The 24,939-nt window shown below is 59.7% G+C and carries 25 protein-coding genes; 6 read left to right on the forward strand and 19 right to left on the reverse strand.

Translation table 11 applies throughout. From position 1 onward, the window contains the following. Window positions 1-8: 8 nt before the first annotated feature. From flgF to flgB, 5 genes are read right to left on the reverse strand one after another with little or no spacing between them, the layout of a single operon-like run. Complete coding sequence (gene flgF, locus ACP7BZ_RS02960) at window positions 9-749, reverse strand: flagellar basal-body rod protein FlgF (RefSeq protein WP_426110151.1); 741 nt, start codon at window positions 747-749, stop codon at window positions 9-11. 36 nt (window positions 750-785) lie between these two features. Then, on the reverse strand, window positions 786-2,318 hold the full coding sequence (locus tag ACP7BZ_RS02965) for a flagellar hook protein FlgE (protein ID WP_426110152.1): 1,533 nt from the start codon (window positions 2,316-2,318) through the stop codon (window positions 786-788). 38 nt (window positions 2,319-2,356) lie between these two features. Then, complete coding sequence (locus ACP7BZ_RS02970; RefSeq protein ID WP_426110153.1) at window positions 2,357-3,064, reverse strand: flagellar hook assembly protein FlgD; 708 nt, start codon at window positions 3,062-3,064, stop codon at window positions 2,357-2,359. 19 nt (window positions 3,065-3,083) lie between these two features. Next, complete coding sequence (gene flgC, locus ACP7BZ_RS02975) at window positions 3,084-3,485, reverse strand: flagellar basal body rod protein FlgC (protein WP_426110154.1); 402 nt, start codon at window positions 3,483-3,485, stop codon at window positions 3,084-3,086. A 2-nt stretch (window positions 3,486-3,487) separates the two neighbouring features. Further along, complete coding sequence (gene flgB / locus ACP7BZ_RS02980) at window positions 3,488-3,907, reverse strand: flagellar basal body rod protein FlgB (protein WP_426110155.1); 420 nt, start codon at window positions 3,905-3,907, stop codon at window positions 3,488-3,490. 171 nt (window positions 3,908-4,078) lie between these two features. Here flgB and flgA point away from each other — a divergent pair, with 171 nt between their 5' ends. The 3 genes from flgA (at window position 4,079) to ACP7BZ_RS02995 (ending at window position 5,647) form a co-directional block, all read left to right on the forward strand. Next, entirely contained in the window at window positions 4,079-4,768 is a 690-nt protein-coding gene (flgA, locus tag ACP7BZ_RS02985) for a flagellar basal body P-ring formation chaperone FlgA (protein WP_426110156.1), read from the forward strand. A gap of 105 nt (window positions 4,769-4,873) precedes the next feature. Further along, window positions 4,874-5,176, forward strand: a complete 303-nt coding sequence (gene flgM, locus ACP7BZ_RS02990) for a flagellar biosynthesis anti-sigma factor FlgM (RefSeq protein WP_426110157.1) — start codon at window positions 4,874-4,876, stop codon at window positions 5,174-5,176. A 6-nt stretch (window positions 5,177-5,182) separates the two neighbouring features. Beyond that, a complete protein-coding gene (locus ACP7BZ_RS02995) occupies window positions 5,183-5,647 on the forward strand; it encodes a flagella synthesis protein FlgN (protein ID WP_426110158.1) in 465 nt (154 codons plus the stop codon). 207 nt (window positions 5,648-5,854) lie between these two features. Here the strand turns inward: ACP7BZ_RS02995 and ACP7BZ_RS03000 are convergent, their stop codons facing one another. The 12 genes from ACP7BZ_RS03000 to flhB form a co-directional block, all read right to left on the reverse strand. Continuing rightward, entirely contained in the window at window positions 5,855-6,436 is a 582-nt protein-coding gene (locus ACP7BZ_RS03000) for a hypothetical protein (RefSeq protein WP_426110159.1), read from the reverse strand. Between the two features lie 73 nt (window positions 6,437-6,509). Beyond that, entirely contained in the window at window positions 6,510-7,268 is a 759-nt protein-coding gene (motD, locus tag ACP7BZ_RS03005; RefSeq protein WP_426110160.1) for a flagellar motor protein MotD, read from the reverse strand. 16 nt (window positions 7,269-7,284) lie between these two features. Next, entirely contained in the window at window positions 7,285-8,031 is a 747-nt protein-coding gene (locus ACP7BZ_RS03010; RefSeq protein ID WP_426110161.1) for a flagellar motor protein, read from the reverse strand. Then, window positions 8,013-8,741 (reverse strand): RNA polymerase sigma factor FliA, encoded by a 729-nt coding sequence (locus tag ACP7BZ_RS03015; protein ID WP_426110162.1) that lies wholly within the window; start codon window positions 8,739-8,741, stop codon window positions 8,013-8,015. The genes ACP7BZ_RS03010 and ACP7BZ_RS03015 overlap by 19 nt, the downstream gene beginning before the upstream one ends. A 19-nt stretch (window positions 8,742-8,760) precedes the next feature. Next, the gene (locus tag ACP7BZ_RS03020) at window positions 8,761-9,612 is read right to left on the reverse strand and encodes a MinD/ParA family ATP-binding protein (protein WP_426110163.1); all 852 of its coding nucleotides are present in this window, start codon (window positions 9,610-9,612) and stop codon (window positions 8,761-8,763) included. Next, window positions 9,605-10,900 (reverse strand): flagellar biosynthesis protein FlhF, encoded by a 1,296-nt coding sequence (flhF, locus tag ACP7BZ_RS03025; protein ID WP_426110164.1) that lies wholly within the window; start codon window positions 10,898-10,900, stop codon window positions 9,605-9,607. The genes ACP7BZ_RS03020 and flhF overlap by 8 nt, the downstream gene beginning before the upstream one ends. Before the next feature lie 204 nt (window positions 10,901-11,104). Then, entirely contained in the window at window positions 11,105-11,977 is an 873-nt protein-coding gene (gene rfbD, locus ACP7BZ_RS03030) for a dTDP-4-dehydrorhamnose reductase (RefSeq protein WP_426110165.1), read from the reverse strand. Next, on the reverse strand, window positions 11,974-12,519 hold the full coding sequence (gene rfbC / locus ACP7BZ_RS03035; RefSeq protein ID WP_426110166.1) for a dTDP-4-dehydrorhamnose 3,5-epimerase: 546 nt from the start codon (window positions 12,517-12,519) through the stop codon (window positions 11,974-11,976). Before rfbC ends, rfbD begins: the two co-directional genes overlap by 4 nt. A 2-nt stretch (window positions 12,520-12,521) precedes the next feature. Next, window positions 12,522-13,415, reverse strand: coding sequence for a glucose-1-phosphate thymidylyltransferase RfbA (gene rfbA / locus ACP7BZ_RS03040; protein ID WP_426110167.1), 894 nt, complete (start codon window positions 13,413-13,415; stop codon window positions 12,522-12,524). After that, on the reverse strand, window positions 13,412-14,491 hold the full coding sequence (gene rfbB, locus ACP7BZ_RS03045) for a dTDP-glucose 4,6-dehydratase (protein WP_426110168.1): 1,080 nt from the start codon (window positions 14,489-14,491) through the stop codon (window positions 13,412-13,414). The genes rfbA and rfbB overlap by 4 nt, the downstream gene beginning before the upstream one ends. 197 nt (window positions 14,492-14,688) lie before the next feature. Further along, window positions 14,689-16,791 carry a flagellar biosynthesis protein FlhA gene (flhA, locus tag ACP7BZ_RS03050; RefSeq protein ID WP_426110169.1) on the reverse strand — a complete coding sequence of 701 codons (2,103 nt, stop codon included), beginning with the start codon at window positions 16,789-16,791 and terminating at the stop codon, window positions 14,689-14,691. Continuing rightward, on the reverse strand, window positions 16,788-18,011 hold the full coding sequence (flhB, locus tag ACP7BZ_RS03055; protein WP_426110170.1) for a flagellar biosynthesis protein FlhB: 1,224 nt from the start codon (window positions 18,009-18,011) through the stop codon (window positions 16,788-16,790). The genes flhA and flhB overlap by 4 nt, the downstream gene beginning before the upstream one ends. A gap of 314 nt (window positions 18,012-18,325) precedes the next feature. On the opposite strand from flhB, the gene ACP7BZ_RS03060 reads away from it, so the two are divergent. Both ACP7BZ_RS03060 and ACP7BZ_RS03065 read left to right on the forward strand, forming a co-directional pair. Beyond that, window positions 18,326-18,544: a hypothetical protein gene (locus ACP7BZ_RS03060; RefSeq protein WP_426110171.1), complete on the forward strand. Its 219-nt coding sequence runs from the start codon at window positions 18,326-18,328 to the stop codon at window positions 18,542-18,544. Between the two features lie 105 nt (window positions 18,545-18,649). Further along, a complete protein-coding gene (locus ACP7BZ_RS03065; RefSeq protein WP_426110172.1) occupies window positions 18,650-19,006 on the forward strand; it encodes a diacylglycerol kinase in 357 nt (118 codons plus the stop codon). Window positions 19,007-19,065: 59 nt separating this feature from the next. On the opposite strand, the gene ACP7BZ_RS03070 is transcribed toward ACP7BZ_RS03065, so the two are convergent. After that, complete coding sequence (locus tag ACP7BZ_RS03070; protein ID WP_426110173.1) at window positions 19,066-21,870, reverse strand: YjbH domain-containing protein; 2,805 nt, start codon at window positions 21,868-21,870, stop codon at window positions 19,066-19,068. 534 nt (window positions 21,871-22,404) lie between these two features. Here ACP7BZ_RS03070 and wbaP point away from each other — a divergent pair. Beyond that, entirely contained in the window at window positions 22,405-23,892 is a 1,488-nt protein-coding gene (gene wbaP, locus ACP7BZ_RS03075; RefSeq protein WP_426110174.1) for an undecaprenyl-phosphate galactose phosphotransferase WbaP, read from the forward strand. An 86-nt stretch (window positions 23,893-23,978) separates the two neighbouring features. Here the strand turns inward: wbaP and ACP7BZ_RS03080 are convergent, their stop codons facing one another. Continuing rightward, window positions 23,979-24,908 (reverse strand): glycosyltransferase, encoded by a 930-nt coding sequence (locus tag ACP7BZ_RS03080; RefSeq protein WP_426110175.1) that lies wholly within the window; start codon window positions 24,906-24,908, stop codon window positions 23,979-23,981. Window positions 24,909-24,939 lie beyond the last annotated feature (31 nt).

Genomic DNA, 24,939 nt, shown 5'->3' on the forward strand with positions numbered 1-24,939 from the left:
GCACCGCGTTAACTCAAAGCAAGGATCTGAGTCGCTTTTGCGGCGTTGTTCTCGGCATTCTTCATCATGCTCATTTGCATTTCAAACGAGCGCGCCAGCGAGATCATGCTGACCATCGAGTCGATCGGGTTGACATTGCTGCCCTCAAGCATGGCGCCAGCGACCGACACATTCGGATCGACCTCGGCCGGCTTGCCATCTTTCAGGCGAAACAGGCCGTCGTCGCCGCGCACCAGGTCCGCCTCCGCCGGGTTGACCAGTTTTAAGCGCCCCAGCACGGTCGGGGTGCCCGGCTTGGTGCCTTTTTCGATGGTGGAAATGGTGCCGTCGCCGCCGATGGCGACGGTGACGTCGGGCGGAACCGAGATAGGGCCGCCGTCGCCCGCCACGGCATTGCCGCCGATCCCAGTCAGCAAGCCGTTTTCATTCATGTTGAGGGCGCCGCTGCGGGTGTAGGCTTCGCTGCCATCGGCCATGGTCAGCGCAATAAAACCCTTGCCGCGGATGGCGACGTCGAGATCGCGCCCGGTCGCCTGCAGGGCCCCCGACGAAAAATCGGTGCCGCTGGTCGCGTTGACGACAAAGGCGCGGGTCGGCAAGGTGCCGCCCTCGACCTGCACCGCGCGAAAGGCGTCGACCTGCGCACGAAAGCCGGTGGTGCTGACATTGGCCAGGTTGTGCGAGGTGGTGGCCTGCTGCTCAAGGATGTGTTTGGCGCCGCTGCCGGCGGTGTAAATGAGACGGTCCATGCTGTGCCCTTTCGGCGCGGCGACAAATCACTAAATTTAGCGCAAATTCACCAGCGTCTGCAGCACCGAATCCTGGGTCTTGATGGTCTGCGCATTGGCTTGATAGACCCGCTGCGCGGTGATCATGTTGACCAGTTCGGCCGTCAGGTCGACGTTGGAGTTTTCCACCGCCGACGACTGCAGCGTGCCGAGACTGCCCGAGGTGGGCGCGCCGACCAGGGCGTTGCCGGAGGTGCTAGTTTCGGCCCATGCATTGTTGCCCAAAGGCGACAGACCATTCGGATTGGCGAAGTTCGCCAGCACGATCTGCCCCAGTGCCTGCGACTGGCCGTTGCTGTACTGGCCGAGGATGACGCCGTCCGCGCTGGCCGAGAAGCGCTGCAGGTGGCCGGCGGTGTAGCCGTCCTGGATCGATTGCTTTTCACTGGTGGCGGCGCCGTACTGGGTCGAACCGGTGAAGGTGAGCGAGACGGGCAACACGCTGGCGGCGCCGGTGGGGGGGAAGATGGTCAAATCGACCAGCATCGGCGGGGTGGTGGCCGACAGGGTACCCTTGGCGTCAAAATTCAGGGTGCCAACTTTAACTGGCTGCAACTGAACGGCGGCGGCAATATCCTTGTCGACATCCTCAGGGGTGTTACCCAGCACGCCACCGGAAATGGTGGCGGCGCTGGCGATGGCTGCCTGCTGGGCAGGGGTGGCGTTGCCGATGGCCGGATTGGCGGCGGCCGCCACCACCATTGCCGAGGCCGCGGTGGCATAGGCGGCCAGCGCGCTGGCGACGGTGGCGGCATTGACCGGCACTGCCTGCACAGCGGTGCGCCAGGCATCGCGTGCGTTGTTGACGGCGGTAAAGGGCGCGGTGGTGCCCTGGGCGGCGGCGGCCACTTTCAGGTTATTCAATTCCATGCCGTCGTTGGCCACATACACATCCCAGGTGCCGGCACCGTTACGCACGTAATACGAGCTCATCACGTGGGCATTGCCCAGCGAATCGTAGACGTCGATCGGAATCTGCTTGTTGTAGCTGGCCGTGTCATTCACATCGAAGGGCGTCTTGGCCGGATTGAGTTCACGCGAATCGAGGTTGAGCTCGGTTTTTACGGCGGTGGTGGCGACCGGCTTGAGGTCGGCCGTGCTGATCTTGATGGGCAAGGGTGAGCCAGCCAGCAGGTTGCCGGTGGGCCCGGTCTGGTAGCCGGTCAGCTTGGCGCCCTGGGCATTGACCATATAACCCTCTTTGTCGAGGGAAAACTGGCCATTGCGCGAATACTGGACGGCGCCGGCCACCGTGGTGCGGAAAAAGCCGGCACCGTTGATGGCGATATCGAGCGGATTATTGGATGACTCTACATTGCCCTGGGTGAACTGCTGGGCGATCTGCGAGACCTTCACGCCAATTCCCGCCTGCGTTCCCAGCGAACCCTGCAGCGACGATGCATAGACGTCGGCAAACTGCGCCTGCGAGCCCTTGAAACCGACCGTGCTGGCATTGGCGATATTGTTACCGATCACATCGAGCGATTTTGCAGCGCCGTTCAGACCGCTAAGACCTTGTTGAAAAGACATGATGTACTCCTGCTAGATAGGGGATATGGGGCGCGTGCTTACAGAATTTGCTTGATGTCAGCCATCGTGACGATGCCCTTGGTGGGCAAATTGAGCTTGACCCCGGTGGCGGCGTTGGAGGTGATGCTGGCCACCGTGTCGAGCGACAGCGCCTTGGCGTCCTTGAGAGCCTCGCCGCCGGCAGTGGCCTCGACGCGGATCAGGTAGCGGCCATCCTTGACGGTGACGGGGCTGCCGTTGGCGTCAAGCTTGGTGGCATCGGGCACGCCGTTCCACAGCAGCGGATAGGTGCCGGCCGCCTTGGCGCCGAGGTCAATGGTCTCGATGTCCTGGCCGGTGCTGGTGTCGGTGACGATCAGCTTGACCGAATCGGCGGCGGTGGCAATGTCGACGCCCATCACGCCCTGGCTCTTGGCGAGGTCGACGTAATTGCCCTCGACCAGCACGCTGTGGCCGATCATGCTGCTTGCCTGCATCGCCTCGGTCGACTGGTAGCTCGACTTCAGTGATTCGAGCGTGGTGTTGAGCTTGTTGACCCCGGTGACGGTCGACAGTTGCGCCAGCTGACTGGTCAGTTGCGCATTGTCGAGCGGATTCATGGGGTCCTGGTTTTTCAGCTGCGTCACCAGGAGGGTCATGAATTTATCGGTGTCGGCGGCCACCGTGCCATCGGTCGAAGTGACCTTTTTGGCATTCATGGTGGCCATCAGGTCGGTGCTAACGGTGCTGGTATCGATGGTGGTCATGGGAGTCAGATCTAAAAGGTTACTGGCCGATGGTCAGGGTTTTGAGCAACATGGTCTTGGCGGCGTTCATGGTCTCGACGTTGGTCTGGTACGAGCGCGAAGCGGACAGCATGTTGACCATTTCATCGACGACGTTGACGTTGGGCATGGAGACATAGCCCTTGTCGTCGGCCAGCGGATGCTTGGGGTCGTACTGCTGGCGCAGCGGTGACGGGTCTTCCACCACCTGCGCCACCTTGACGGCGGTCGAGCCGTCATCGAGCGGCACCGCTTCGAACACCACCTGCTTGGCGCGGTAAGCCTTGCCGGAAGCATCGGTGGCGCTGTCGGCATTGGCGAGGTTGCTGGCGGTGGCGTTCAGGCGCTGGGCCTGGGCACTCATGGCCGAACCGGACACATTAAAAATATTAAACAGCGACATGCTTACTGGCCTCCCTGGATGGCGGCCATCAGATTGCGGATCTGGTGGTTGATCATGGTGATGCCGGCCTCGTATCGCACGCCGTTGTCGGCGAACTGGTTGCGCTCGACGTCCATGTCGACCGTGTTGTTGTCAGCCGCACCCTGCGCGTTCTGGCGGTACAGCAAGGGGGTGCCATCGGCCAGGGCATTGCCGCTGGCGGCGGCCTGCAAGTGCTGGGGCGAACTGGCCGCCAGCGCGCCGGCCGCTGGCGTGCTCTTGTTCAGTGCCCCGGCCAGCGCGCTGGCGAAATCGATGTCGCGGGCCTTGTAGTTGGGCGTGTCGGCGTTGGCAATATTCGAGGCGAGCACCTGCTGGCGCTGGGAGCGCAGGCTGAGGGCCGCTTCATTGAACCGCAGATAATCGTCGAGTTTGCTAACCATGTCCGCTCCGGGTGGGTGCACTTATGAGAACAGGACCAATCATACGTAGAGGCAAGGTGGGCCAATCGAACGAGCAGCATGGGCAAACGGCGGCTATTCGATGTTTCACCGGGGAATCATGGAGCCTAAAATAGCACCATTCCACCATCCGCTGCCCCCCGGCCTCCCATCATGCATGCTCGACTGACCGTACTTTGCGCCGCCCTGCTGAGCGCCTCCCTGGCACAGGCACAGGCACACCAGGATCTGGGGCAACTGGCCCGCCTTGCCGAACAGTTTTTGCAACAGCAAGGCGCCGCCCTGCCCGGCGAAGTCAAGGTCGAGGTGCGTGCGCTGGACACCCGCATGCAGCTGGCGCCCTGCCCCGCCCCGGAAGCCTTTCTGCAAGCGGGTGCGCGGGTGTGGGGAAATACCACGGTGGGGTTGCGCTGCAGCGCGCCGACGGCGTGGAAAGTGTATATTCAGGCGAAGGTGATGGTAACGGGCGAGTATGTTGCCGCCGCCGTGCCGCTCGGCCAGGGCCAGCCCATCGAGCAGTCGCAGCTGGTGATGCTGCGCGGCGATCTGGCGGCGCTGCCGAATGGCGTGGTGACCGACATGGCGCAGGCAATCGGCCGCAGCAGTACCATGTCGCTGCCGTCCGGCGCGCCGCTGCGGCTCGATGGTTTGAAATCGAAGCCGGTGGTACAGCAGGGCCAGATCGTGCGGGTGGTATCGAACGGGCCCGGCTTCAAGGTCTCGGCCGAAGGCCGTGCCATCGGCACCGCCGGTGCCGGCCAGGTGGTGCAGGTACGCACGCCGGCTGGCGCCATCATTAGTGGCATAGCGCAATCAGGGGGGCTGGTAGAGGTTGTTTTCTAACTTCGCTCGTTGATGTGCGCTAAAGTTTCGGACTTACACGCCGTTACTTAGACATATCGCGGTGCGTGCATTTAGAACATGGCACCGGTCAAAGAGGAAGATGCTGTGAAAATTAACGACACCCCCAAAAGCACCCCCGCCTTGCCCACGGCCAGCAGCACGGCTGCCGGCGCGCGCAGTGCCGAACGCGCGGCGGCCACCAGCCAGCCGGCGACCGACAGCGTGCGTTTGTCGTCGCAGGGCCAGGCCCTGGCCGGTACCAACGGCGCCGGCGCCGTGTTCGATACCAAGAAAGTCGAACGCATCAAGCTGGCCATCGCCGATGGCCAGTTCCAAGTCAACTCCGAGAAGGTGGCTGACGGCCTGCTGGAAACAGTCCGCGACCTGCTGCACTCTCGCAAACGTTAAATTACCATGACCAGTCCCCTTGCCACCTTGCTTGACGAACAACAGACGATCGGCTCCCTGATCGGCTTGATGCAACAGGAACAACAGTTCCTCGTCAGCGCGGACAGCGATGGGCTCGATCAAATCACGCCGCAAAAATCGGCACTGGTGCAGCAGGCGGCAGCGCTGGCCAGCCGCCGTCATCTGGCGCTCGGCAGCGTCGGCTTTGCCGCCAGCGAAACGGGGATGGAAGCCTGGCTGCTCGAAGCTGGCGCCGAAGCGCGCGCCCAGTGGACCGACCTGCTCAACCACACACGCGCCGCCAAGGAACTCAACCGTGTCAATGGCATGTTGATCAACAAGCAGCTGACCATGACCCAGGTGGCCCTGAACGCCATGCGCACGCCGGCCGGCAGCAGCGAAGCGGGGTTTTATGGCGCCAACGGGCAAACCACCGCGGGCGGACCGTCCCGGCGTTATGTGGTCGGTTGATCTTATTTGAATAGCAAGCGACACGCCGCCGTGCTTTGACGGACGGGCTTAGAACCTATCCCGGTAGGTCGGAGTCGCTGCTTGCGCGCCTGGCAACCGATGGCTGCGTTACTCGTCTTAGCATGGCTCGCCATGCGTCATCCTCGCGCCTTGCCCTCGGCTGCCATGCATCGCAATCCGCTTCCTCCTACCTACCGGGATAGGTTCTTACTGGCCGACGTGCGCGAACATGGCGGTGGCCACGTCGAGCGGCGTGCGCTGGTCGAGCCGGTTGACATCATTGACGAAAGCGCCGCTAAAACTGATCTGGTAAGCGTGGCGGCCATTCATGAAGCGATAGGCGTGGCTGATGTCGAAGCGGGTCGACAACTGGCCATGCGGCTTGATGGCAACATAATCATGTTTCGTCGGCAGCGCCCGCTTGACGAGCATGCCGACATAGTCGAGCGGATCACCATTCGAACTGTCGCGCACCTCGAACAGATTGCCTTCCGGCTCGCCTTCATTGGCCAGCACGCGCGGCACGTAAATGGTGTGCTCGCTGTGGTTGTCGATGGTAACTTTTGCCAGCAACTGGCCGTCGTGCGTGTCAACCACGATGTTGCTGGCAATGACAGCGACCACGCCATCACGGGCACGGGCGCCGGCGTTCATGGCGCCCATCGCCAACAGGGCGGCAACGCCGGCAACCACGGCCAGCATTTTGCCGCGCTTTTGAAGTGCTTTCAACATCGACTGCTCCACCTTGAGAATGGCGGCATTGTGCACTGCGGCGGTGCGCGGCGCCAAGCGGGTTTGCGCTCCGTTACAAATATTTTTACGAAGAGCCGCCGAGGAACGGCCTTGGCCACCACGGCTGTGCTCAGCGCGCCGGAATCTCGGTCGTGGTATCAGGCAAGGCCGATAGAATAGTCACAGCCACGCGGCGGTTGCGCGCGCGCCCCTCTACGTTGTCATTGCTGGCCACCGGAATATTGTCGCCGTGACCGACCACGGTCATCCGCGCCGGTGGCACGCCAGCGTCGGCGAACAGGCGCACCACGGCGCCGGCGCGGGCGGCCGACAGTTCCCAGTTCGATGGGAACACGGGACGGCGAATTTGCTGGTTGTCGGTGTGACCTTCCACTTGCAGCGCGTGCGGATCGTTGCGCAGCAACACTGCCAGCGCCGCCAGCGCTTCGCGCGAGTCGGCCGTCAAGGTGGCGTCGCCCGAGTCGAACAGCACGCTGGCATTGATTTCGACGCTGACGCCGCGGCTGTTTTGGGTGACCCGCACCTTGCCTTCCTTGACCAGCGGCGCCAGCGTCGAACTGAGTTCGCGCGCCAGTGCGGTGAGCCGTTCGCGTTCGCGCCGCAACGCCTCGGCGCGCCGCCTGGCCAGCAGATTGGGCAGGACAATCGGCGGCGCCACCTGGGCGCTGGGCGCGGGCCGGCCGACGGCGGCGCTGCCGCCGAACGCGCTGCCGAGCGCATCAGAGAGCACGCGGTATTTGCTTTCGTTGACCACCGACACCGCGTACATGACGACAAAAAACGCGAACAGCAGGGTAATAAAATCGGCGTAGGAAATCAGCCAGCGCTCGTGGTTTTCGGCATCTTCAACGTAGGGCTTGCGCGCCATGACGGTACCGGGACGCTTAATCGCGCGAGAGCAGGCTGGCCACGCGCTCGTCGATCACGCGCGAATGGTCACCGCTGGCGAGATCAAAAAACACTTCGAGCAGGATTTCGTACTGCACCACCTTTTCAGCCACGATGGCTTTCAGCTTGTTGCCAACCGGGTAGAAAAACAGGTTGGCCAGGCCGACTCCGTACACGGTCGAGACAAAGGCGACGGCAATACCGGCCCCCAGGCGCGCCGGGTCGGACAAATTTTCCATCACGTGAATCAAGCCCAGTACGGCGCCGATGATGCCGATGGTGGGAGAATAGCCGGCCGCCGATTCCCAGATGCGCGCGCCCTGGCGCTGGGAAAATTCGTAGGCGTTAATTTCCGTTTCCAGCAAGCTGCGCAGCTTGTCTGGCTGGATGCCGTCGATCATCAGCCGCAAACCCTTTTGCACGAATTTGTCGGTGGCGCGCGTCATCGCCGGTTCGAGCGCCAGCAAGCCGTCGCGGCGCGCGGTCTGGCTCCAGTTGACGATATCGCGCGCCAGCTTCTGGCGCTGGTTCGGCGGCGGCTGGAATACCCAGCGCAGCATGCGCATGCCGCGCATAAAGGTCGGCACTTCGCTTTGCAGCAGGACGGCGCCGGCGGTGCCGATGACAACGATGGCAAACGCCGCCGGCTGCACCAGCGAGGCAAACTTGCCGCCGTCGATGGCATGGCCGACGAACAGGCCGGCCAGCGCCAGCGCCAGCCCGATTACGCTGGCCCAGTCCATGCCTGCTCCCGGAGAGTTGCGCGCAGGCGGGCCACGGCCTGGGTGTGCAATTGCGACACACGTGATTCGGACACGCCCATGACGGCGCCGATTTCCTTCAGATTCATTTCTTCTTCGTAGTACAAGCCCATCAGAATTTTTTCACGCGGCGGCAACGCATCGATGGCATCGATGACGGCCTGGCGGAAGTCGGTGTCGAGCAGGGCCCGCAACGGATCGTCGTCGTCCACGGCATAGCGGTCGAGGAAGCTGTCATTGCCTTCGTTGTCATGAAAGTCTTCGTAATAGACCAGCTGGTGGCCGCCGCCATCGGCCAGCATGTCCTGGTAATCGGCCAGCGACAGTTTGAGCGACTTCGCCACTTCCGATTCGGTGGGCGCATGGCCCAGCTTTTGCTGCAGGCTGGCCATGGCGGCCTCGATCTTGCGCATGTTCTGGCGCATCGAGCGGGGCAGCCAGTCGCTGTTGCGCAGCTCATCGAGCATGGCGCCGCGGATGCGCAGCACGGCGTAGGTTTCGAACTGGGCGCCGTGCGTTTCCTCGTAGCGGGAAATGGCATCGAGTAAACCAATCATGCCGGCCTGCACCAGATCGTCGACTTCCACGCTGGGCGGCAATTTCGCCTTCATGTGGTGGGCGAGCCGCTTCACCAACGGCATGTTATCCGTCAGCAGCTGGTTCTTGTCGGCTTTCCCTTTGACGTTATACATTGTTTAAGCGAACGTTTTCTTAAGCGCCAAAGCGGGTCTGTCCCCCTGCATGGCCAAGTGGTGGCATGCCTGCACGGGCAAAACGGCCCGCCAGCTGGCGAAACGCCACCGAGGCGCCGGCCAGCGGAAAGGCGTCGACGACGGCGCGGCCAAGGCGGGCGGCACGGTGCAGGTATTCGTCGGCCGGCACTGATCCCATCGAAGTCAGTTGCACGGCCAGGTAACGGCTTGCTGCAGAACACATATTATCGTATACAAGCTGCGCCTCGGCCTCTGTCGCACCAGTGACCAGCACGCCGAAGGGGCGCCGCCCCAGTTGTTGCGACAGGCGTTTGATCAAACTGTAGGCGGCGGTGATGGAGACGGCGCTGGTGCCGACCTGGACGACGATCTCGGCGCTGTCCATGATCGGCACCGGAAAGCTGCCGTCGGGACCGAATTCGCCGTCGACGATCACCATGCCGCTTTGCTTGACCAGCACATCAAAACTTTTCGCCAGCCGGCGCGCATCGTCGGCGCCGCAGTGATCGGTGCCGCTGTGTTGGGCGCCGGTCTTGCGTTTCATGGTTGCCACCGAAAACCCTTGCGGTACCTGGCGCACCACTTCATTGAGGGCGCACTCCTGGCGCGCCACCTGCAGCAGGCTGGCACCGTGCGAGACGCCGAGGCGTTCGGCGACGCCGTAGTCGTGGTGGCAGGCGTCGACGATCAGCACATCATTGCCGGCGCGCGCCAGCGAGGCGCCCAGGTTGACCAGCATGGCGCCCTTGTCGTCCTGCGCGTGGGCCGACAGGAAGGTGACGATGCGCGGCCGCGGCCCCGCCAGCATGCGGCGCAGGCCCTCGGCCTGGTCGAAATCGAAATTAGCCATGGCTTACCTCGCGCAGACCGTGCTGCATTTTGCCGGCCTGGGCCATCAGCAGGGGCAGATCGCTGTCATCGAACTGGCTGGCGCCGTCGCGCGTGAGGCGGAAGGCGCGATCGATCAGCATGGCGCGGTCGGCCAGGTGCAAGTCTTCCGGCACCCGCTGGCCATTCGAGATATAAAACAGGCGCAGCTTCTGGCGGATGACGACGTCGAGCACGTTGCCGATCGAGGCAGCTTCATCCATCTTGGTCATGATGCAGCCGGCCAGGCCACTGCCCTGGTAGGCGCGCACGACTTCGTTGAGGGTTTCGTTGGTCGAGGTGGCGTTCAGGCACAGCAGGCGTTTGACATCGGCGCCCGTCTCGCTGAGCATGGCGACCTGCTCGGTGACCATCTGGTCGCGCTGCGACACGCCGACCGTATCGATCAATACCGTATGTTTATTCCGCAATTCCTTGAGGGCGATGCGCAGGTCCGCTTCGTCTTTGACCGAATGGACCATCACGCCGAGGATTTTGCCGTAGATACGCAGCTGCTCGTGGCCGCCGATACGATAGGCATCGGTGGTGATCAGCGCCAGCTTGTCGGGGCCGTGGCGCATCACGCAGCGGGCCGCCAGCTTGGCGGTGCTGGTGGTCTTGCCGACGCCGGTGGGGCCGACCAGGGCAAACACGCCGCCCTGGCCCAGCACTTCATCCTCGTTGGCCATGCTGGTCAGATTGCGTTCCAGCACGGTTTTAATCCAGCGCATGCTTTCGACACGGTCTTTACCGGATGGCATTTTTTCGATCAGATAGCGGGCCAGGGTGGCGGAAAAGCCGGCGCCCAGCATATCGCGCAGCACCTGGGCTTTTTCCGGCTCGCGCTGGGCGGTGGTGCCCCAGGAAATGGCGGCCAGCTGGGTTTCCATCAGGCCGCGCATGGCGCGCACTTCGTGCATCATGGCCGACATTTCGGCGGCGGCGCTGTCCTTGGCGTGGGCGATGGCGTTCGACATCATGGCGCTGATCTGGGCCATGTCGACCGCCTCGCTGGCCGCTTGCATCGGCGCGGCGCGGCGGTTGGCATAGCTGACGGGCGCATCGTGATCGAGGCGGGGGGCCGGCTGGTCCATGGCGCTGCCGTGGGCGGGCGCGGCAATCGAGGCGACGTCGTCATTGGCCAGGGCGAGGATCTCGACGACGCCATCGACCGGGCGGTTCGACAGGATCACGGCATCGGGTCCGAGCGCTTCGCGCACTTTGCGCAGGGCTTCACGCGAGGTGGCGGCGGTAAATTTTTTGACGTTCATCGAGCATGCTCCTGCTGAAGGGGTCAGTGCGCGCCCATGCGGCACTGCCATTTCTCACAGGTCAATTATTGACGATGCTCTTAGGAAACCATCAAGGGAAAAGGCGGGTGATAGTCCCGCTATTCGAATTGGAACAGATGAGCCCGTTGCCTGAAGCGTCAGGGGGGACTGGCACCGCGGGTGCCAGTCCCCCTGCTGCCAGCTTTACCCCAGGCACAAGCCCAGCGCAGTCTGCCAGCTCGGCACATGAATGCCGAGCGCCGCCAGCTTGTCGCCCGCCATCACCGAGTTATGCGGCCGCTTGGCCGGCAGCGGATATTCCTCGGTGCGAATCGCCGTCACGGTCGGCTTGCGCAGCACCGACCGGTGCGCCACGATCTGCTCCGTGAAGCCATGCCACGAGGTGCTGCCGGCCGCCGTCAGGTGATAGATCCCGCCCTGCCCGCCTGCCATGGCGGCCAGCAAGCCATCGCGTGCGTCGAGGCGCGCCAGCAGTTGCGCGGTGGTGTCGGCAATGGTACGACTCCAGGTGGGCGAACCGAACTGGTCGCCCACGATACGCAGGGCGTCGCGCTCGGCCGCCAGGCGCAGCACGGTGAGCAAAAAATTCTTGCCGCGCGTACCGTACACCCAGCTGGTGCGCAAGATCAGGTGCGGCACACCGGACGCCGCCAGCGCCTGTTCGCCCACAAGTTTACTGGCGCCGTACAGGTTGACGGGACAAGTGGGATCGGTTTCCACGTAAGGCCCCGTCTTGCTGCCGTCAAACACATAATCAGTGCTGTAGTGGACGATGGCGGCACCCAGGCGCCTGGCTTCTTCGGCCATCACGGCCGGCGCCTCGCCGTTGATCAGCATGGCCAGCGCGGGTTCGCTCTCGGCCTGGTCGACCGCCGTGTAGGCGGCCGGGTTGACGATCAGAGTCGGCTTGACGGCGCGGATGACCTCGCGCACTTGCTGCAAATTACTCAGGTCCATCTGTGCGCGGTCGACGGCGACCACTTCGCCCAGCCCCTGCAGACTGCGTTGCAGTTCGTGGCCGACCTGGCCGCTGGTGCCGGTGACGAGGATTTTCATGGGAATACCTCGGCGTCGGCAAGCAGCTTGCCCACTTTGTCCTTGGCGGACAGTTGCGGCTCGACATCCATCGGCCAATCGATGCCGATGGCCGGGTCGTTCCACAGGATGCTGCGCTCGTACTCGGGCGCCCAGTAATCGGTGGTCTTGTACAAAAACTCGGCGCTATCGCTGGTAGTCACAAAACCGTGTGCAAAGCCGGGCGGCACCCACAGCTGGCGTTGATTGTCGCTGGAGAGTTCGACGCCGACCCACTGGCCAAAGGTGGGCGAGCTTTTGCGGATATCGACAGCGACATCGAACACGGCGCCAGCGACCACCCGTACCAGCTTGCCCTGGGTTTGCTGCAGCTGGTAATGCAGGCCGCGCAAGACGCCCTTGACGGACTTCGAGTGGTTGTCCTGCACGAACCGGGCGTCAGAGCCAGTCAGCTCCCTGAACTTGCGCTCATTAAAACTCTCGTAGAAAAACCCTCGTGCATCGCCGTAGACGGTGGGTTCAAGGATGACGACATCGGGAATGCTAGTTGGAATAATTTTCATGCTTAATAAATTTGCTCGTTCAACAGGCGCAGCAGGTACTGGCCGTAGCCATTTTTCTTCAGGGGCTGGGCAAGTGTTTCAAGTTGGGTGGCGTTGATATAGCCCTGACGATAAGCAATCTCTTCAGGACAAGCCACCTTCAGGCCCTGGCGGTTTTCGATGGTGGCGATAAACTGGCCGGCCTCCAGCAGCGACTCGTGGGTACCCGTATCGAGCCAGGCCATACCGCGGCCCATCAGTTCGACCGTCAATTCGTTGCGTTCAAGGTAGACCCGGTTGACATCGGTAATTTCCAGCTCGCCCCGTGCCGACGGCTTGATGCTGGCGGCGATATCGCACACCTGCTTGTCGTAGAAATACAGGCCGGTGACGGCGTAATTCGACTTCGGCTTGAGGGGCTTTTCTTCGATGCTCACTGCCCGGCGCTCTTTGTCGAATTCGACGACGCCGTAGCGCTCCGGGTCTTGCACGTGATACGCGAATACGGTCGAGCCGCTGGTGCGGCTGGAGGCTTCATGCAGCTGCTTGTGGAAGTCGTGGCCGTAATAAATGTTGTCGCCCAAGATCAGGGCCGACGGATGGTTACCGACAAACTCGCGGCCTATGATAAAGGCCTGCGCCAGGCCGTCCGGGCTTGGCTGCACTGCGTAGGTCAGGCTGATACCCCACTGCGACCCGTCGCCCAATAGTTCGCGAAAACGCGGGGTGTCCTGGGGCGTCGAGATGATCAGGATCTCGTCGATCCCGGCCAGCATCAGGGTGCTGAGCGGATAATAAATCATGGGCTTGTCATACACCGGCAGCAACTGCTTCGATACCGCCATGGTGACCGGGTACAGGCGCGTGCCCGAGCCACCGGCGAGGATGATGCCCTTGCGTTTTACGGTGCTGCTCATACGTTTCCCTCGGCCAGCGTGCGCTGCGCATAGTTTTTATCGAGCCAGTTTTGGTAATCACCCGACTGCACGTTCTGCACCCAAGGCTGATTGTCCAGATACCACTGCACCGTCTTGCGGATCCCCGACTCGAACGTTTCGGCCGGCTTCCAGCCCAGTTCGCGTTCCAGCTTGCGGGCATCGATGGCGTAGCGGCGATCATGGCCGGGACGATCGGTGACATAGGTAATCTGGTCGCGGTAACTGCCGGCCGCTTTCGGATCGAGTTCGTCGAGAATGTCACACAGCGTATGGACGACATCGAGGTTGGCTTTCTCGTTCCAGCCGCCGACGTTATAGACCTCACCCAGTGTGCCTTCAGCGAGCACGCGGCGGATTGCCGTGCAATGGTCGGTGACAAACAGCCAGTCGCGCACCTGCTGACCGTCACCGTAGATGGGCAATGGTTTGCCGGCACGGGCGTTGGTGATCACCAGGGGAATGAGCTTTTCAGGGAAGTGATAGGGGCCATAGTTGTTCGAACAATTGGTCGTTAGCACCGGCATGCCATAGGTGTGGTGGTAGGCGCGCACCAAGTGATCGGAGGCGGCCTTCGAGGCCGAATAAGGGCTGTTGGGAGCGTACGGCGTGGTTTCGGTAAATGGCGCATCGTCGGGCCCCAGGGTGCCGTAGACTTCGTCGGTCGACACGTGCAGGAAGCGGAACGCCGCTTTGTCGGGCGCCGCCAGCGCCGACCAGTAGGCGCGGGCTGCTTCGAGCAGGCCGAAGGTGCCGTTGACATTGGTTTCAATAAAGGCGGCAGGGCCGAGAATAGAACGGTCGACGTGGCTTTCTGCCGCAAAGTGAACGATGGCACGTACCTTGTATTCACGCAGTAGCGCGCCGACGGTGGCGGTGTCGCCAATGTCACCCTTGACAAAGATATGACGCGGATCGTCGCGCAGGCTGTCGAGATTGCTCAGATTACCGGCGTAGGTCAGCTTGTCGAGATTAACGATGGGTTCGTCGCTTTGCAATAACCACTGTAAGACAAAATTTGAACCAATAAAGCCGGCACCGCCAGTTACTAAAATCATAGGTTTCTCGACAGAAAAATTAAAATAAAGGCAATTTTATCAAATTGCGCCCTGACCTTATATCTCGGCAAAGAATAATGAGACAGGATTTCTGCGGCGATTATACCGGTGCGCCATGGCCGGCGAGCGGCATATTGTCTCTCCAATGCGTAAAAGGCAGACCAATGGCCTGCCTTTCATGCAATCTAAAACGATGTTCAGCCAGTGCCTACCAGACTGGTCACCCGTATCGTTTTCGATTCCGGAATCTCGCTGTGCGACAGCACTTTTAATTGCGGTAGCGCGCGCCGTAAAAAGCGTGCCAGCAGCGCACGCAAAGGCGCCGGCACCAGCAGCACTGGCGTTAGCCCCATCGCCTCCTGCTGCGCAGCAGCATTACCCGCCTGCTGGGCGATGGTGTCAGCCAGGCCCGGCTCGATGCCACTGCCATCGCCACCGGCCCCCATCGCCTGCATCAACAGCCGCTCGAGGCGGTTATCGAGCGTCATCACCGATAGTTCGGCGGCGCCCGGGAACAATTGCTGAACGATGGCACGCCCCAGCGCCACCCGCACCAATGCAGTCAATTCATTGGGGTCGCTGATCTGGACGGCGTGCTCGGCCAGCGTTTCGATAATCGTATGCATGTCGCGAATATGCACGCCCTCGATCAACAGATTTTGCAGCACTTTTTGCAGGGTCGACAGCGACACCACCTTCGGCACCAGGTCTTCCACCAGTTTCGGCGATTCCTTGGCGAGGTGGTCGAGCAGCGCCTGCACTTCAGCGCGCCCCAGCAATTCCGATGCATGCGAGGTAATCAGGTGATTGAGGTGGGTGGCCACCACGGTACCGGCATCAACCACCGTGTAGCCCATGCTTTGCGCTTCATCGCGCAGGCTGGCGTCGATCCAGGTGGCTGGCAGACCGAACGCCGGATCGGTGGTCACCATGCCCGGCAAGGTGCCGCTGGCCATCCCCGGATTGATCGCCAGGAACTGGCCGTTCAAGGACTCGCCGCTGCCCACTTCCACGCCCTTGAGGGTGATGCGGTAAGCCGAGGGCTTGAGCTCGAGGTTGTCACGGATGTGCACGGGAGGCGCCAAAAACCCTACTTCCTGGGCAAATTTTTTGCGAATGCCCTTGATGCGCTTGAGCAGCTCGCCGCCCTGCGCCTTGTCGACCAGGGGAATCAGGCGGTAGCCCACTTCCAGACCCAGGGTATCGACAGGCATGATGTCTTGCCAGCTCGCTTCTTCCTGTTCAGCGGCAGGAGCGGCAGCACTGGCCGCCGAGGCCGCCGCCGCCTCTTCCAGCGCCGGCGCAGCGGCGCGCTTCTTGTTGATGGTGTAGGCGATGGCGGCCAGGCCACCACCCAGCAGCAGAAACACCAAGTTCGGCATGCCAGGAATCAAGCCCATACCACCGATGATGCCACCGGTGATGTACAGCACCTGCGGCTTGGCAAACAGCTGATTGGTCAATTGCGCGCCAATGTCCTGGTCGCTGGCCACCCGCGAGACGACGATACCGGCGGCAACGGAGATGATCAGCGATGGAATCTGTGCCACCAGGCCATCACCAATGGCCAGCAATGTGTAGGTTTGCAGCGCCTGGGCGAACCCCAGGTCGTGCTGCAGCAGGCCCACCAGCAAGCCGCCGACGACGTTGATGACGGTGACCATGATGCCGGCGACGGCGTCACCGCGCACATACTTCGAAGCACCATCCATGGCGCCATAAAACTCCGCTTCTTGCGACACTTCCAGGCGGCGGCGGCGCGCTTCATCTTCGACAATCAGGCCGGCGTTCAGGTCGGCATCGATGGCCATCTGTTTGCCGGGCATGGCATCGAGAGCAAAACGGGCGCCCACTTCAGCGATACGGCCGGCGCCCTTGGTGACCACCGTAAAATTAATGATCGTCAAAATAATGAAGACCACGATACCGACCGTGTAGTTGCCACCGATCAGGAAGTGGCCGAACGCTTCGATTACCTTGCCAGCGGCGGCGCCACCGGTGTGGCCTTCTGTCAGCACCACCCGGGTGGAGGCGACGTTGAGCGACAGGCGCAGCATGGTCGACACCAGCAGGATGGTAGGAAAGGCCATGAAGTCGAGCGGCTTGACGGTGTACAGACTGGTGAGCAGCACGATGACCGACAGCGCAATATTAAAGCTGAAGAACAAGTCGAGCACGAAGGCCGGCAGCGGCAAGATCATCATCGACAACAGCAGGATGATGATGGCCGGCGCCGCCAGCGCGCTGCCGCTGTTGCCGAGGGCACTTAACCAGGCGGGCAGTCGGATCGAAGAATTCATGGCGTGGCTCCGTTATTGGTATTGTTATTGGTATGATCATTGGCTGGTGTTGCGCTGGCGGCTTTGCTGGCCCTGGTTTCGAACAGCGGATCGTGCGGATCGAGTTCGCGCGGCACCGAGAGCCGGGTCGGCCGGTCGGGATAGCGCCCGCCTGCCTTTTTATAACTGCGCAACTGGAACACGTAGGCCAGCACTTCTGCCACGGCCGCGTACAGGGCTTCGGGAATTTCGTCGTCGATCTCGGTATGCTGGTGCAGGGCCCGGGCCAGCGCTGGCGCTTCGAGCAGGGCGACGCCGTTTTCGCGGGCCAGTTCGCGGATTCTGGCGGCGACTTCATCAGCCCCCTTGGCCACCACGCGCGGCGCCCCGCCCTGCCCGTCCGCGTACTTCAAGGCGACCGCGTAGTGGGTTGGATTGGTGACGACCACATCGGCAGTAGGCACATTGGCCATCATGCGGCGGCGTGACATTTCGCGCTGCATCTGGCGAATCTTGCCCTTCATCTGGGGGTTGCCGTCCGATTCCTTGTGCTCCTGCAGCATTTCCTGGCGCGTCATCTTCATCTTGTCGGCGTAGTGCCACATCTGGTACGGCGCATCGATGGCGGCAATAAAACCGAGACCACCGACGATAAACAGGAATGCCGCACCCAGCAGCCGAATCACATGGGTGCTACCCGCCCCCACCGATTCCACAGCCAGTCCCATCACCGCATCTTTCTGACTCATCACCACCAGCCAGGCGACGGTGCCGACCACGATGGTCTTGCCGATGGCTTTGACTAATTCGACCAGCGAGTTGGTCGAGATCATATTGGACAGGCCACGCGCGGGATTGAGCTTGCCGAAATTGGGCATGAAGGACTTGGCAGAAAACAGGAAGCCGCCGATCATCAGGGGCGCCGCCAGGGCGACGAGCATGACGGCAAACGCCACCGGCAGGCAGTTGATAAGCACATCGGCAATGTCGCTGCCGACGCGGCGTAGCAGCACGTCGGGGTTGTAGACCTGATCGCGCGTCAATGCCAGGCCCGACACCATGGCGCTGTTCAGGCTCTTCATGATTCTTGCGCCCGTCATCCACAGACCGGCGCCAGATGCCATCAGTACGGCGAACGTGGCCAGTTCACGCGAGCGCGGCACATCGCCTTCTTCACGCGCCTGGTCAAGGCGCTTCTGTGAAGCCGGTTCAGTTTTTTCTGCGTCGCTTTCTTCTGCCATGTCTGCTCCACCACCCTGTGCGTGTCGTCCGCGCCAGGGTTGGGCGAGCGACGACATACACCATTATGAATTATGGTGCCGCCCGGCAATTGCTCGAACAGGGTGGAAAAGTATGGCTATATCGAGTTTGTTCTTTATCGATGGCTGATTGTTTTATTACCAAGCTGTCGCGCATTACTGACGCTACATGAATTAAGTCCTTAATCATTCATTCGAGAAAGAGAATCTTGCGGAAATACGGTAGTTAGTGGTTATAATGCGAGAGCACCAATGAACACCGCAGCAACATTTCTAATCGACTCAAAGGACTAATTATGAAAAAACTTCTCGCTACCGCAGCAATCCTGAGCCTGGTTTCGGTTCAAGCCTTCGCACAAACCGGCGCTGAAGCTGCCGCCCCAGTCGCACCAGCGCCTGTCGCAGCTACCACGATCGCTGGCGTGTCGGTCACGACCGCAGTTGTCGCTGGCGTCATCGTCGCTGCAGTCGCAGTAGCCGTGTCGGACAGCAACAGCACCACCACCCACCATTAATTGGCTGCGCTCAGGCGCATCAGTTACTCAGGTGACAGAGCGGCCGATTTGTCGGCCGTTTTTTTTCGCCTCGGGGCACCGATATTTGCACAACGCAATGGAACGATGAAAAATCAAGCATTTCACCGGCGCTTCGGTTTTGCACTGCAAGGTGTGCGTGCCGCATGGCGCGCCGAGGCCAGTTTTCGATTTCAAGCCATCGCCAGCGCCGCAATATTTGCCGTACTCTTGTGGCGTCAGCCGGCCCCCATATGGTGGGCAGTGCTATTGACGCTATGCGCCCTGGTGCTGGCGGCCGAACTGTTTAACACAGCCATCGAAACTGCCATTGATCATTTGCATCCGGCGCAGCATGCGGCAATCGGCATGGCGAAAGACTGCGCCGCGGGCGCTGTGCTGATGCTCAGCTTCGCCAGCGTTGCCGTGTTTAGCGCTTTTCTGATCGACAGCTTCAGCTCGTAAAAAAGCCCGCGTCAACGATACAACCATGCGCGGGCTATCGACAATGCTCGATCTACTGCTCAGTAAGTACCGCTCCAGGCCACATTGACAGATTTTGCGCCTGGCGTTACCGACAGGATCGAGCCCCGGTTTTCCCGCTGCGAATGCCACAACCAGCCGCCAACAGCGTAACCGACCAGACCACCGGCAACCGTATCAGAGACAAAATGCTGGCGCGCCGCCACCCGTCCAGCGGCGCTGAGCGCTGCTACGCCGTACAGCCACGGCGCATCGTATTCCATCGCAAACGGGGTGACTGCGGCGAAGGCCACGGCACTATGGCCAGATGGAAACGAGGCATTTCCACGGTTGCCATCGACCTGCGACCACGGACCCTGCCCTGCGCCTGGCCGCGCGCGTCCCACTGCATATTTCCCTACCTGGGTAACGCCGATGGATGCCGCCACCGCTTCCAGCGAAATAAGACCAATGTTCGAGGCACGCTCATCGCCGAAGGCCAGCGCTGCTCCGGCACCGGCCACCAGTACCAGCGGCATAGCTTTTCCAAAGTTGCCGAAGGAGCGCATAGCGACATTTTCCTGGTGCTTTTGTACAAAGCGATCGGCCGGCTTGTCCAGAGCGGCACCGGCGAGGATAGCAGCGCCCGCCACCGCACTGCCCCCGGCCCACTCGGGCAGGGTCGGCGTTGTTGAAGCGGCCTGCTCGACGCGTAGACGGAATGCCGGCCAGGGATTACTCAAGGGTTTCGGATCGACGTACAACGCAGCGAGCGCCTGTTCGTCGGGTCGCTCACCGAGGTTGCCCAGACCATCACCGATCGACATATCGCGTCGCGGTTTTTCAATCATGTCGTACAAATCACCAGGCGAGGTCACCATTTGCCCGACATCGCGGGTCCATGGTGCAATAGCAATGCTGGCTAGCGCCTGGGTGTCGCTGAGCAGCATGCTGCTCAGGGATATATTGACGAAAATTCCCTTATCGTTATAGGGATTGCTGGGTGTGCCTGGGTTGGTAATATCATGACCGTTCGTCTTGGTATACCAGGCGCCTACTTCGATCCCTGACAGGAAGCGGCGCTTTGCTTCCAATCTCACACCGACATCCTTCGCAAGGAACCGACCTGCACGCGCAGTGAGCGTAATATCTGACGGTAGCCGATAATGCAGCGCGCCAAGTATCGTCGCCGTATGGTACGGTCTGGCGTCGAAAAGACCGGAGAATCCGCGCTGCTGGATTGCATCTACCGTAATATCTGAAGCCCAGCGCGTATCCCGCGGTGCGTACAGCAACTGGGCGCCAGCTCCCCGAAACATCTCTTCGTAAAAGCCCGCCGACACCCTGCCATACCAGTTTTCAGCCGGCATCAGATATTGATTGAGCATTAATTTGTTGAGCTTTAGGCGCGAACCACGTTTGTAATCGGCAATATCAGTTCGTACATGCGGCAGCAAGCTGTTCGATTCTTGTGTCACACCGGAAATTGTCTCGATCAGCTTGACTGTCACCGCGCTGTTCAAGTACAACGCAGGCGCCAGACGACGATCGTAGTAGCCGGCGGCTGCAATTTCATAGCGTAATGCGCCACTAGGATCGTTAAAAAATAAACCTAGCTTTGGTGCAACCCTCAAGCGGTTCGCTTCACGGTCCTCGGACCGCAACTGCAGCACGTTACCGTCATGACCAATGTCCACGCCCACTGGCGAGGCATCGACCAGACTGGTCAAGAAACTCTCATTATCACCAAGCGCCAATTGATCCTCTGGCGTTGCGCTCCGCACGATCACTGTTTTTAGAAACGCTTGGCGGTCGATGGCGCCACCCAAATAGTTACTCAGCGCGTACAGATCGAGAAATTCGTAAGTCGCCAGTGGCAATTCATTTTTGGTGTACGTGATCACTAAACGGCGGGTGCCGGCAGGCGCAAATGCCAAAGCCGTACGGCTTGCGCGCCCCACTGCCCTGCCAAGATTCGAAATGCGATTATTGTTGAGGCTCAGGTGGAGAATTCGCTGGTCGAAGCTGACACGCACATTGCGGAAGTCCTGAGCGACAAGAGCCTGAACAAGCGCAGCACCGGCTTGGCCATTGTTCTCCCAATCTGCCAAGCTTGCTCGTGGAGGAGCATCTTTTTGCTCGAACAGCTTCGGTTCTCTAAGCTTGGCAACAAATTCGCGCTGCGACAGGGGAATCGAAACAAACGCATTGGCGCTAATATGATTTCGGTGCCGCGCCACTTGAGCACCCAGCCATCCCCAGCGGTATTCAATGCCGACGGCTGGCCCCTTGCTGCGAGTTGACGCCGTTGTCTGAATGGCGTGGAAATCCTTGCTATAGTCGTTGGCATCGTACTCAGCAACTACTGACCAACTGGGCGCGATGCTCGGCGTCCATCTGACACCGCCGAAGAGGCCAGTAGGACGCCCGTGCCCTACACCCAAACTGGCTTCCAGGTTTTGATTGGCCCCAAATGTTTTGGTAGCAACGACGTACTGCCCCTTGAACAATTCAGTGCCCAGTATGTCAGTCGCCCCGACCGCAAGCGCGGGCCACCAGGCCCCCTCTTCGATCAAGCGGCCCTTGATATCAACCACCTTGTCTTTATAGCGGCCGTACCCGCTGCCATACTCGCCGGTGACGTTTGAAAATCCCGGAATACCGTTGATGGAGACATAACGGCCAGTTACCTGCAAGAATGGCAACACAGTACTCGTGACCCAAAACGCGCCGTAAGGCTGATCGTAGCTATAACCCAAGCTGAAGCTACCATCAGCCTCGACCAAGGCGCTCGGCATATTGATGTAACCCGACTGTCCCTGCAGAGTAGGAGTTGCCGCCAAGGCATTGACAGATGTTGCCATCATGATACCGCACCAGGAATAGGCGACGGTGCGCCTTACACTTCCAATTTTTCTCACTATTACGCTGCCATGTCGTTTGTTAGCCACAATAATCGACCCCTCTCAGGGAGAGTGAATCTGCCTCGCTTTTTAGCGCGCGAGTAGTCTACCACTGCTGTCCCCAACTTCGAGATGAATACGACTGCAAAATCACGTCAAACCAATACGCAGAGTACATTCTGCCCAAATTAGCGATCGCATTTTTCAAATGGACAGTACATGCGTATTTTTTGGTCAATTATATGATTTTAGACATTTGAAATTGCGATTGCCTGCGCAATCCAAAAACACTAAAATGCGGGCTCGGCGAACTTGAACTTCTGCGCTACCGGAACTTGCCAATGTCGTACTTCGATCATGGCCCAACGCCTTTTGTAGTGTTCTTGTCGCTACATGCCCTCGCTCAGCAAACGCACTGCGTCCTCAGGCGCTACGACCCGGCTGATCGCTTGAAAGTCAGCTTGCTCAGAAATTTTTGAATTGAAGGCCAGTCATTATATGAAGTTAATTGAAACCGTACTCATCCCAGAAAAGAAATGGTATCAAGCTCGACAGTTAGTTCGTTGGTCCCTGGCAACCTCCGATGTCATTGCATTAACTCTTTCTTTTATTTCCGCGATTGCCTTGTCGGGACTGCTCAGGCTTGAAAGTTGGGACTATGTGCTGAAAACGCGCAGCGCAGCCCAATTATTGGGTTTAATTCAGGCGTACATGGTACTCACGGCATTCGGACTCGTTGCTTTCGAAATGAAAGGCGCTTATACCAAGCGAAAGCCATTTTCAAGCGAAGTTCGTGAAATTTTGGTAGTCACACTAGCACTTGCGTTGATCAACTCAGCCATCTTCTCCCTCGGCAAACTTGAATTTTCGCGGGCGGCATTTCTCCTCAACTGGAGCCTTGCCCCTGTCATGCTACTGCTATGCCGTGCCGCCGCCAAGGAAGTTCTGATCAAGTGCGGCGCATGGCTGCGTCCGGTCGTTATTATAGGTTGGGGGGAAAACGCACAACAGACCGCACTCGCCTTCGACGGTGAACCCATGATGGGTTATGTAATTACCGGCTTTCTGATCCCTGATGACCGCCCAAGACCATCGTTTACATTCCACGACCGCGCTGGCAGGGTTGTGCCGTTCATAAACCTCGGCAGCGACCCCTTGCACACCTTAAGTTACCTTGGAGATCCGCAAGTAGTACTAGCGCTTGAACAGGGAGGTATTGAAACATACCAAGAACTGATTCATACACTAAGTCGTAGTACTCAGGCTCTACAAATTGTACCGGCAGTTCGGGGTTTACCACTGTACGGTATGGAGGCAAACCATTTCTTTGCGCACGAAGTGCTTTTACTAACGGTGCGTAACAATTTAGCACGCCGATTGCCGCAGTTGATGAAACGCCTGTTCGATTTAGTCGTGGCATCTCTTGCGTTATGCATTGGCTCGCCAATTCTGCTTTGGATAGCGCTAAATGTCGCGCGCACGGGACGGCCGATTTTTTATGGCCACCAGCGAATCGGCCAGCGTGGAAAATCGTTCGCATGCTATAAATTTCGAACCATGGCGCCGAATGCAGATAAACTACTCGCTTCTCTGCTCGAGCGTAGCGCAGAGGCGCGTGCAGAATGGAGTCGTGATTTCAAGCTTAAAGAGGACCCACGTATTACTGCAATTGGCCATTTCTTACGTCGCACCAGCCTTGATGAATTACCACAATTATGGAATGTGGTAAAGGGCGATATGAGCCTGGTTGGTCCAAGGCCGGTGGTAAGTGCTGAGCTAGAGCGCTACGGCAACCAGGTCGAGTACTATCTGGAAGCCAGACCAGGTATCACCGGCTTGTGGCAAATTAGCGGACGCAATGACGTCAGCTACGACACCAGAGTGTACTTAGACGCATGGTATGTCAAAAACTGGTCGCTCTTCAATGACATCATCATCCTGATAAAGACCGTGAAGGTTATCCTCGGAAAAAATGGTGCATATTGAAAAAATAACACAACGTTCGACTGCGCCACATGTGGATATCATACTTTCTTAGAATCCGACAAGAATGCGAAATGTTTAATCTAAAATTAAATCCAGCCGCATCCGGCCACAAAGACCAGCAATAGTCGGTCATGCAGCTTGCGACGGCCACTCCTCGCCACCAGACACATCATCTTGGCACGTCTGGTAAGCGAGTCATGCTCACTGAGTAAAATGCGAATACGATCCATGGTGTCACTTTTTACCGGCACAGCCGATGCAGCAGCTGACGCAGCCATGATCTGAGCAGCGTACCAGCCATTCTTCATCAATGCCAGTCGACGAGTCGCGGCACCAAAAGTACCGCGCGAACCTATTTCGTTGCCTCCGTGTTGCCGATAACGCATGTGGGGACGCCGATCGAAGCACCAGCCCTTTCCCAGGCGACGAGCAATCAAGTAAATCAGCCAGTCGTGATAGTGCAATCCGTCAGCTTCATCAGGGTGCGCGACGCAAAAATCTTGAACACAAATAAACAACTTGCGTGTTAAAACAAACGTACACCCCTGCCCGGCCCCTTCAAAGATGAAATCCGCATCGCGGAGATGCGGATTCTGGGCCAAAACATTAACCCGACCACCTGGCCAAAAGGCCTCAACCGCGCAAGAATATCCCTGCGCATCTTCCTTGGTAAGCATAAAAACGGCATTTTCCAGTTTGGCAGGAAACCAGATATCGTCCTGATCGGCGAGGGCAACAAAATCATATGCCTCAGCATTGGCGTGCCGATACAGTCTGCGAAAATTAGCCCCCGCCGACCCACTGGGCGAAGGCCAGCAAATCAAGGTAATACGGGGATTGCTGCCCCACTCTTCGATTATAAACGTCGCCGTGCCGTCACCTGAGCAATCATCGCCAATGAGCAGATCGACAACTACGCCTTGCTGGGCCAGGATCGAATTAATTTGCTCGCGTAACCATTGCACGCCGTTATATGTGGCGAGTAATACGAGAATGCGTGGTAGCGGTGCTGGCATGGAGAGTACATTCCGGAGAGAGTTTAAAGGC

This window comes from Massilia sp. PWRC2 (genome assembly GCF_049896725.1).
Classification (GTDB): Bacteria; Pseudomonadota; Gammaproteobacteria; order Burkholderiales; family Burkholderiaceae_D; genus JAFCUW01.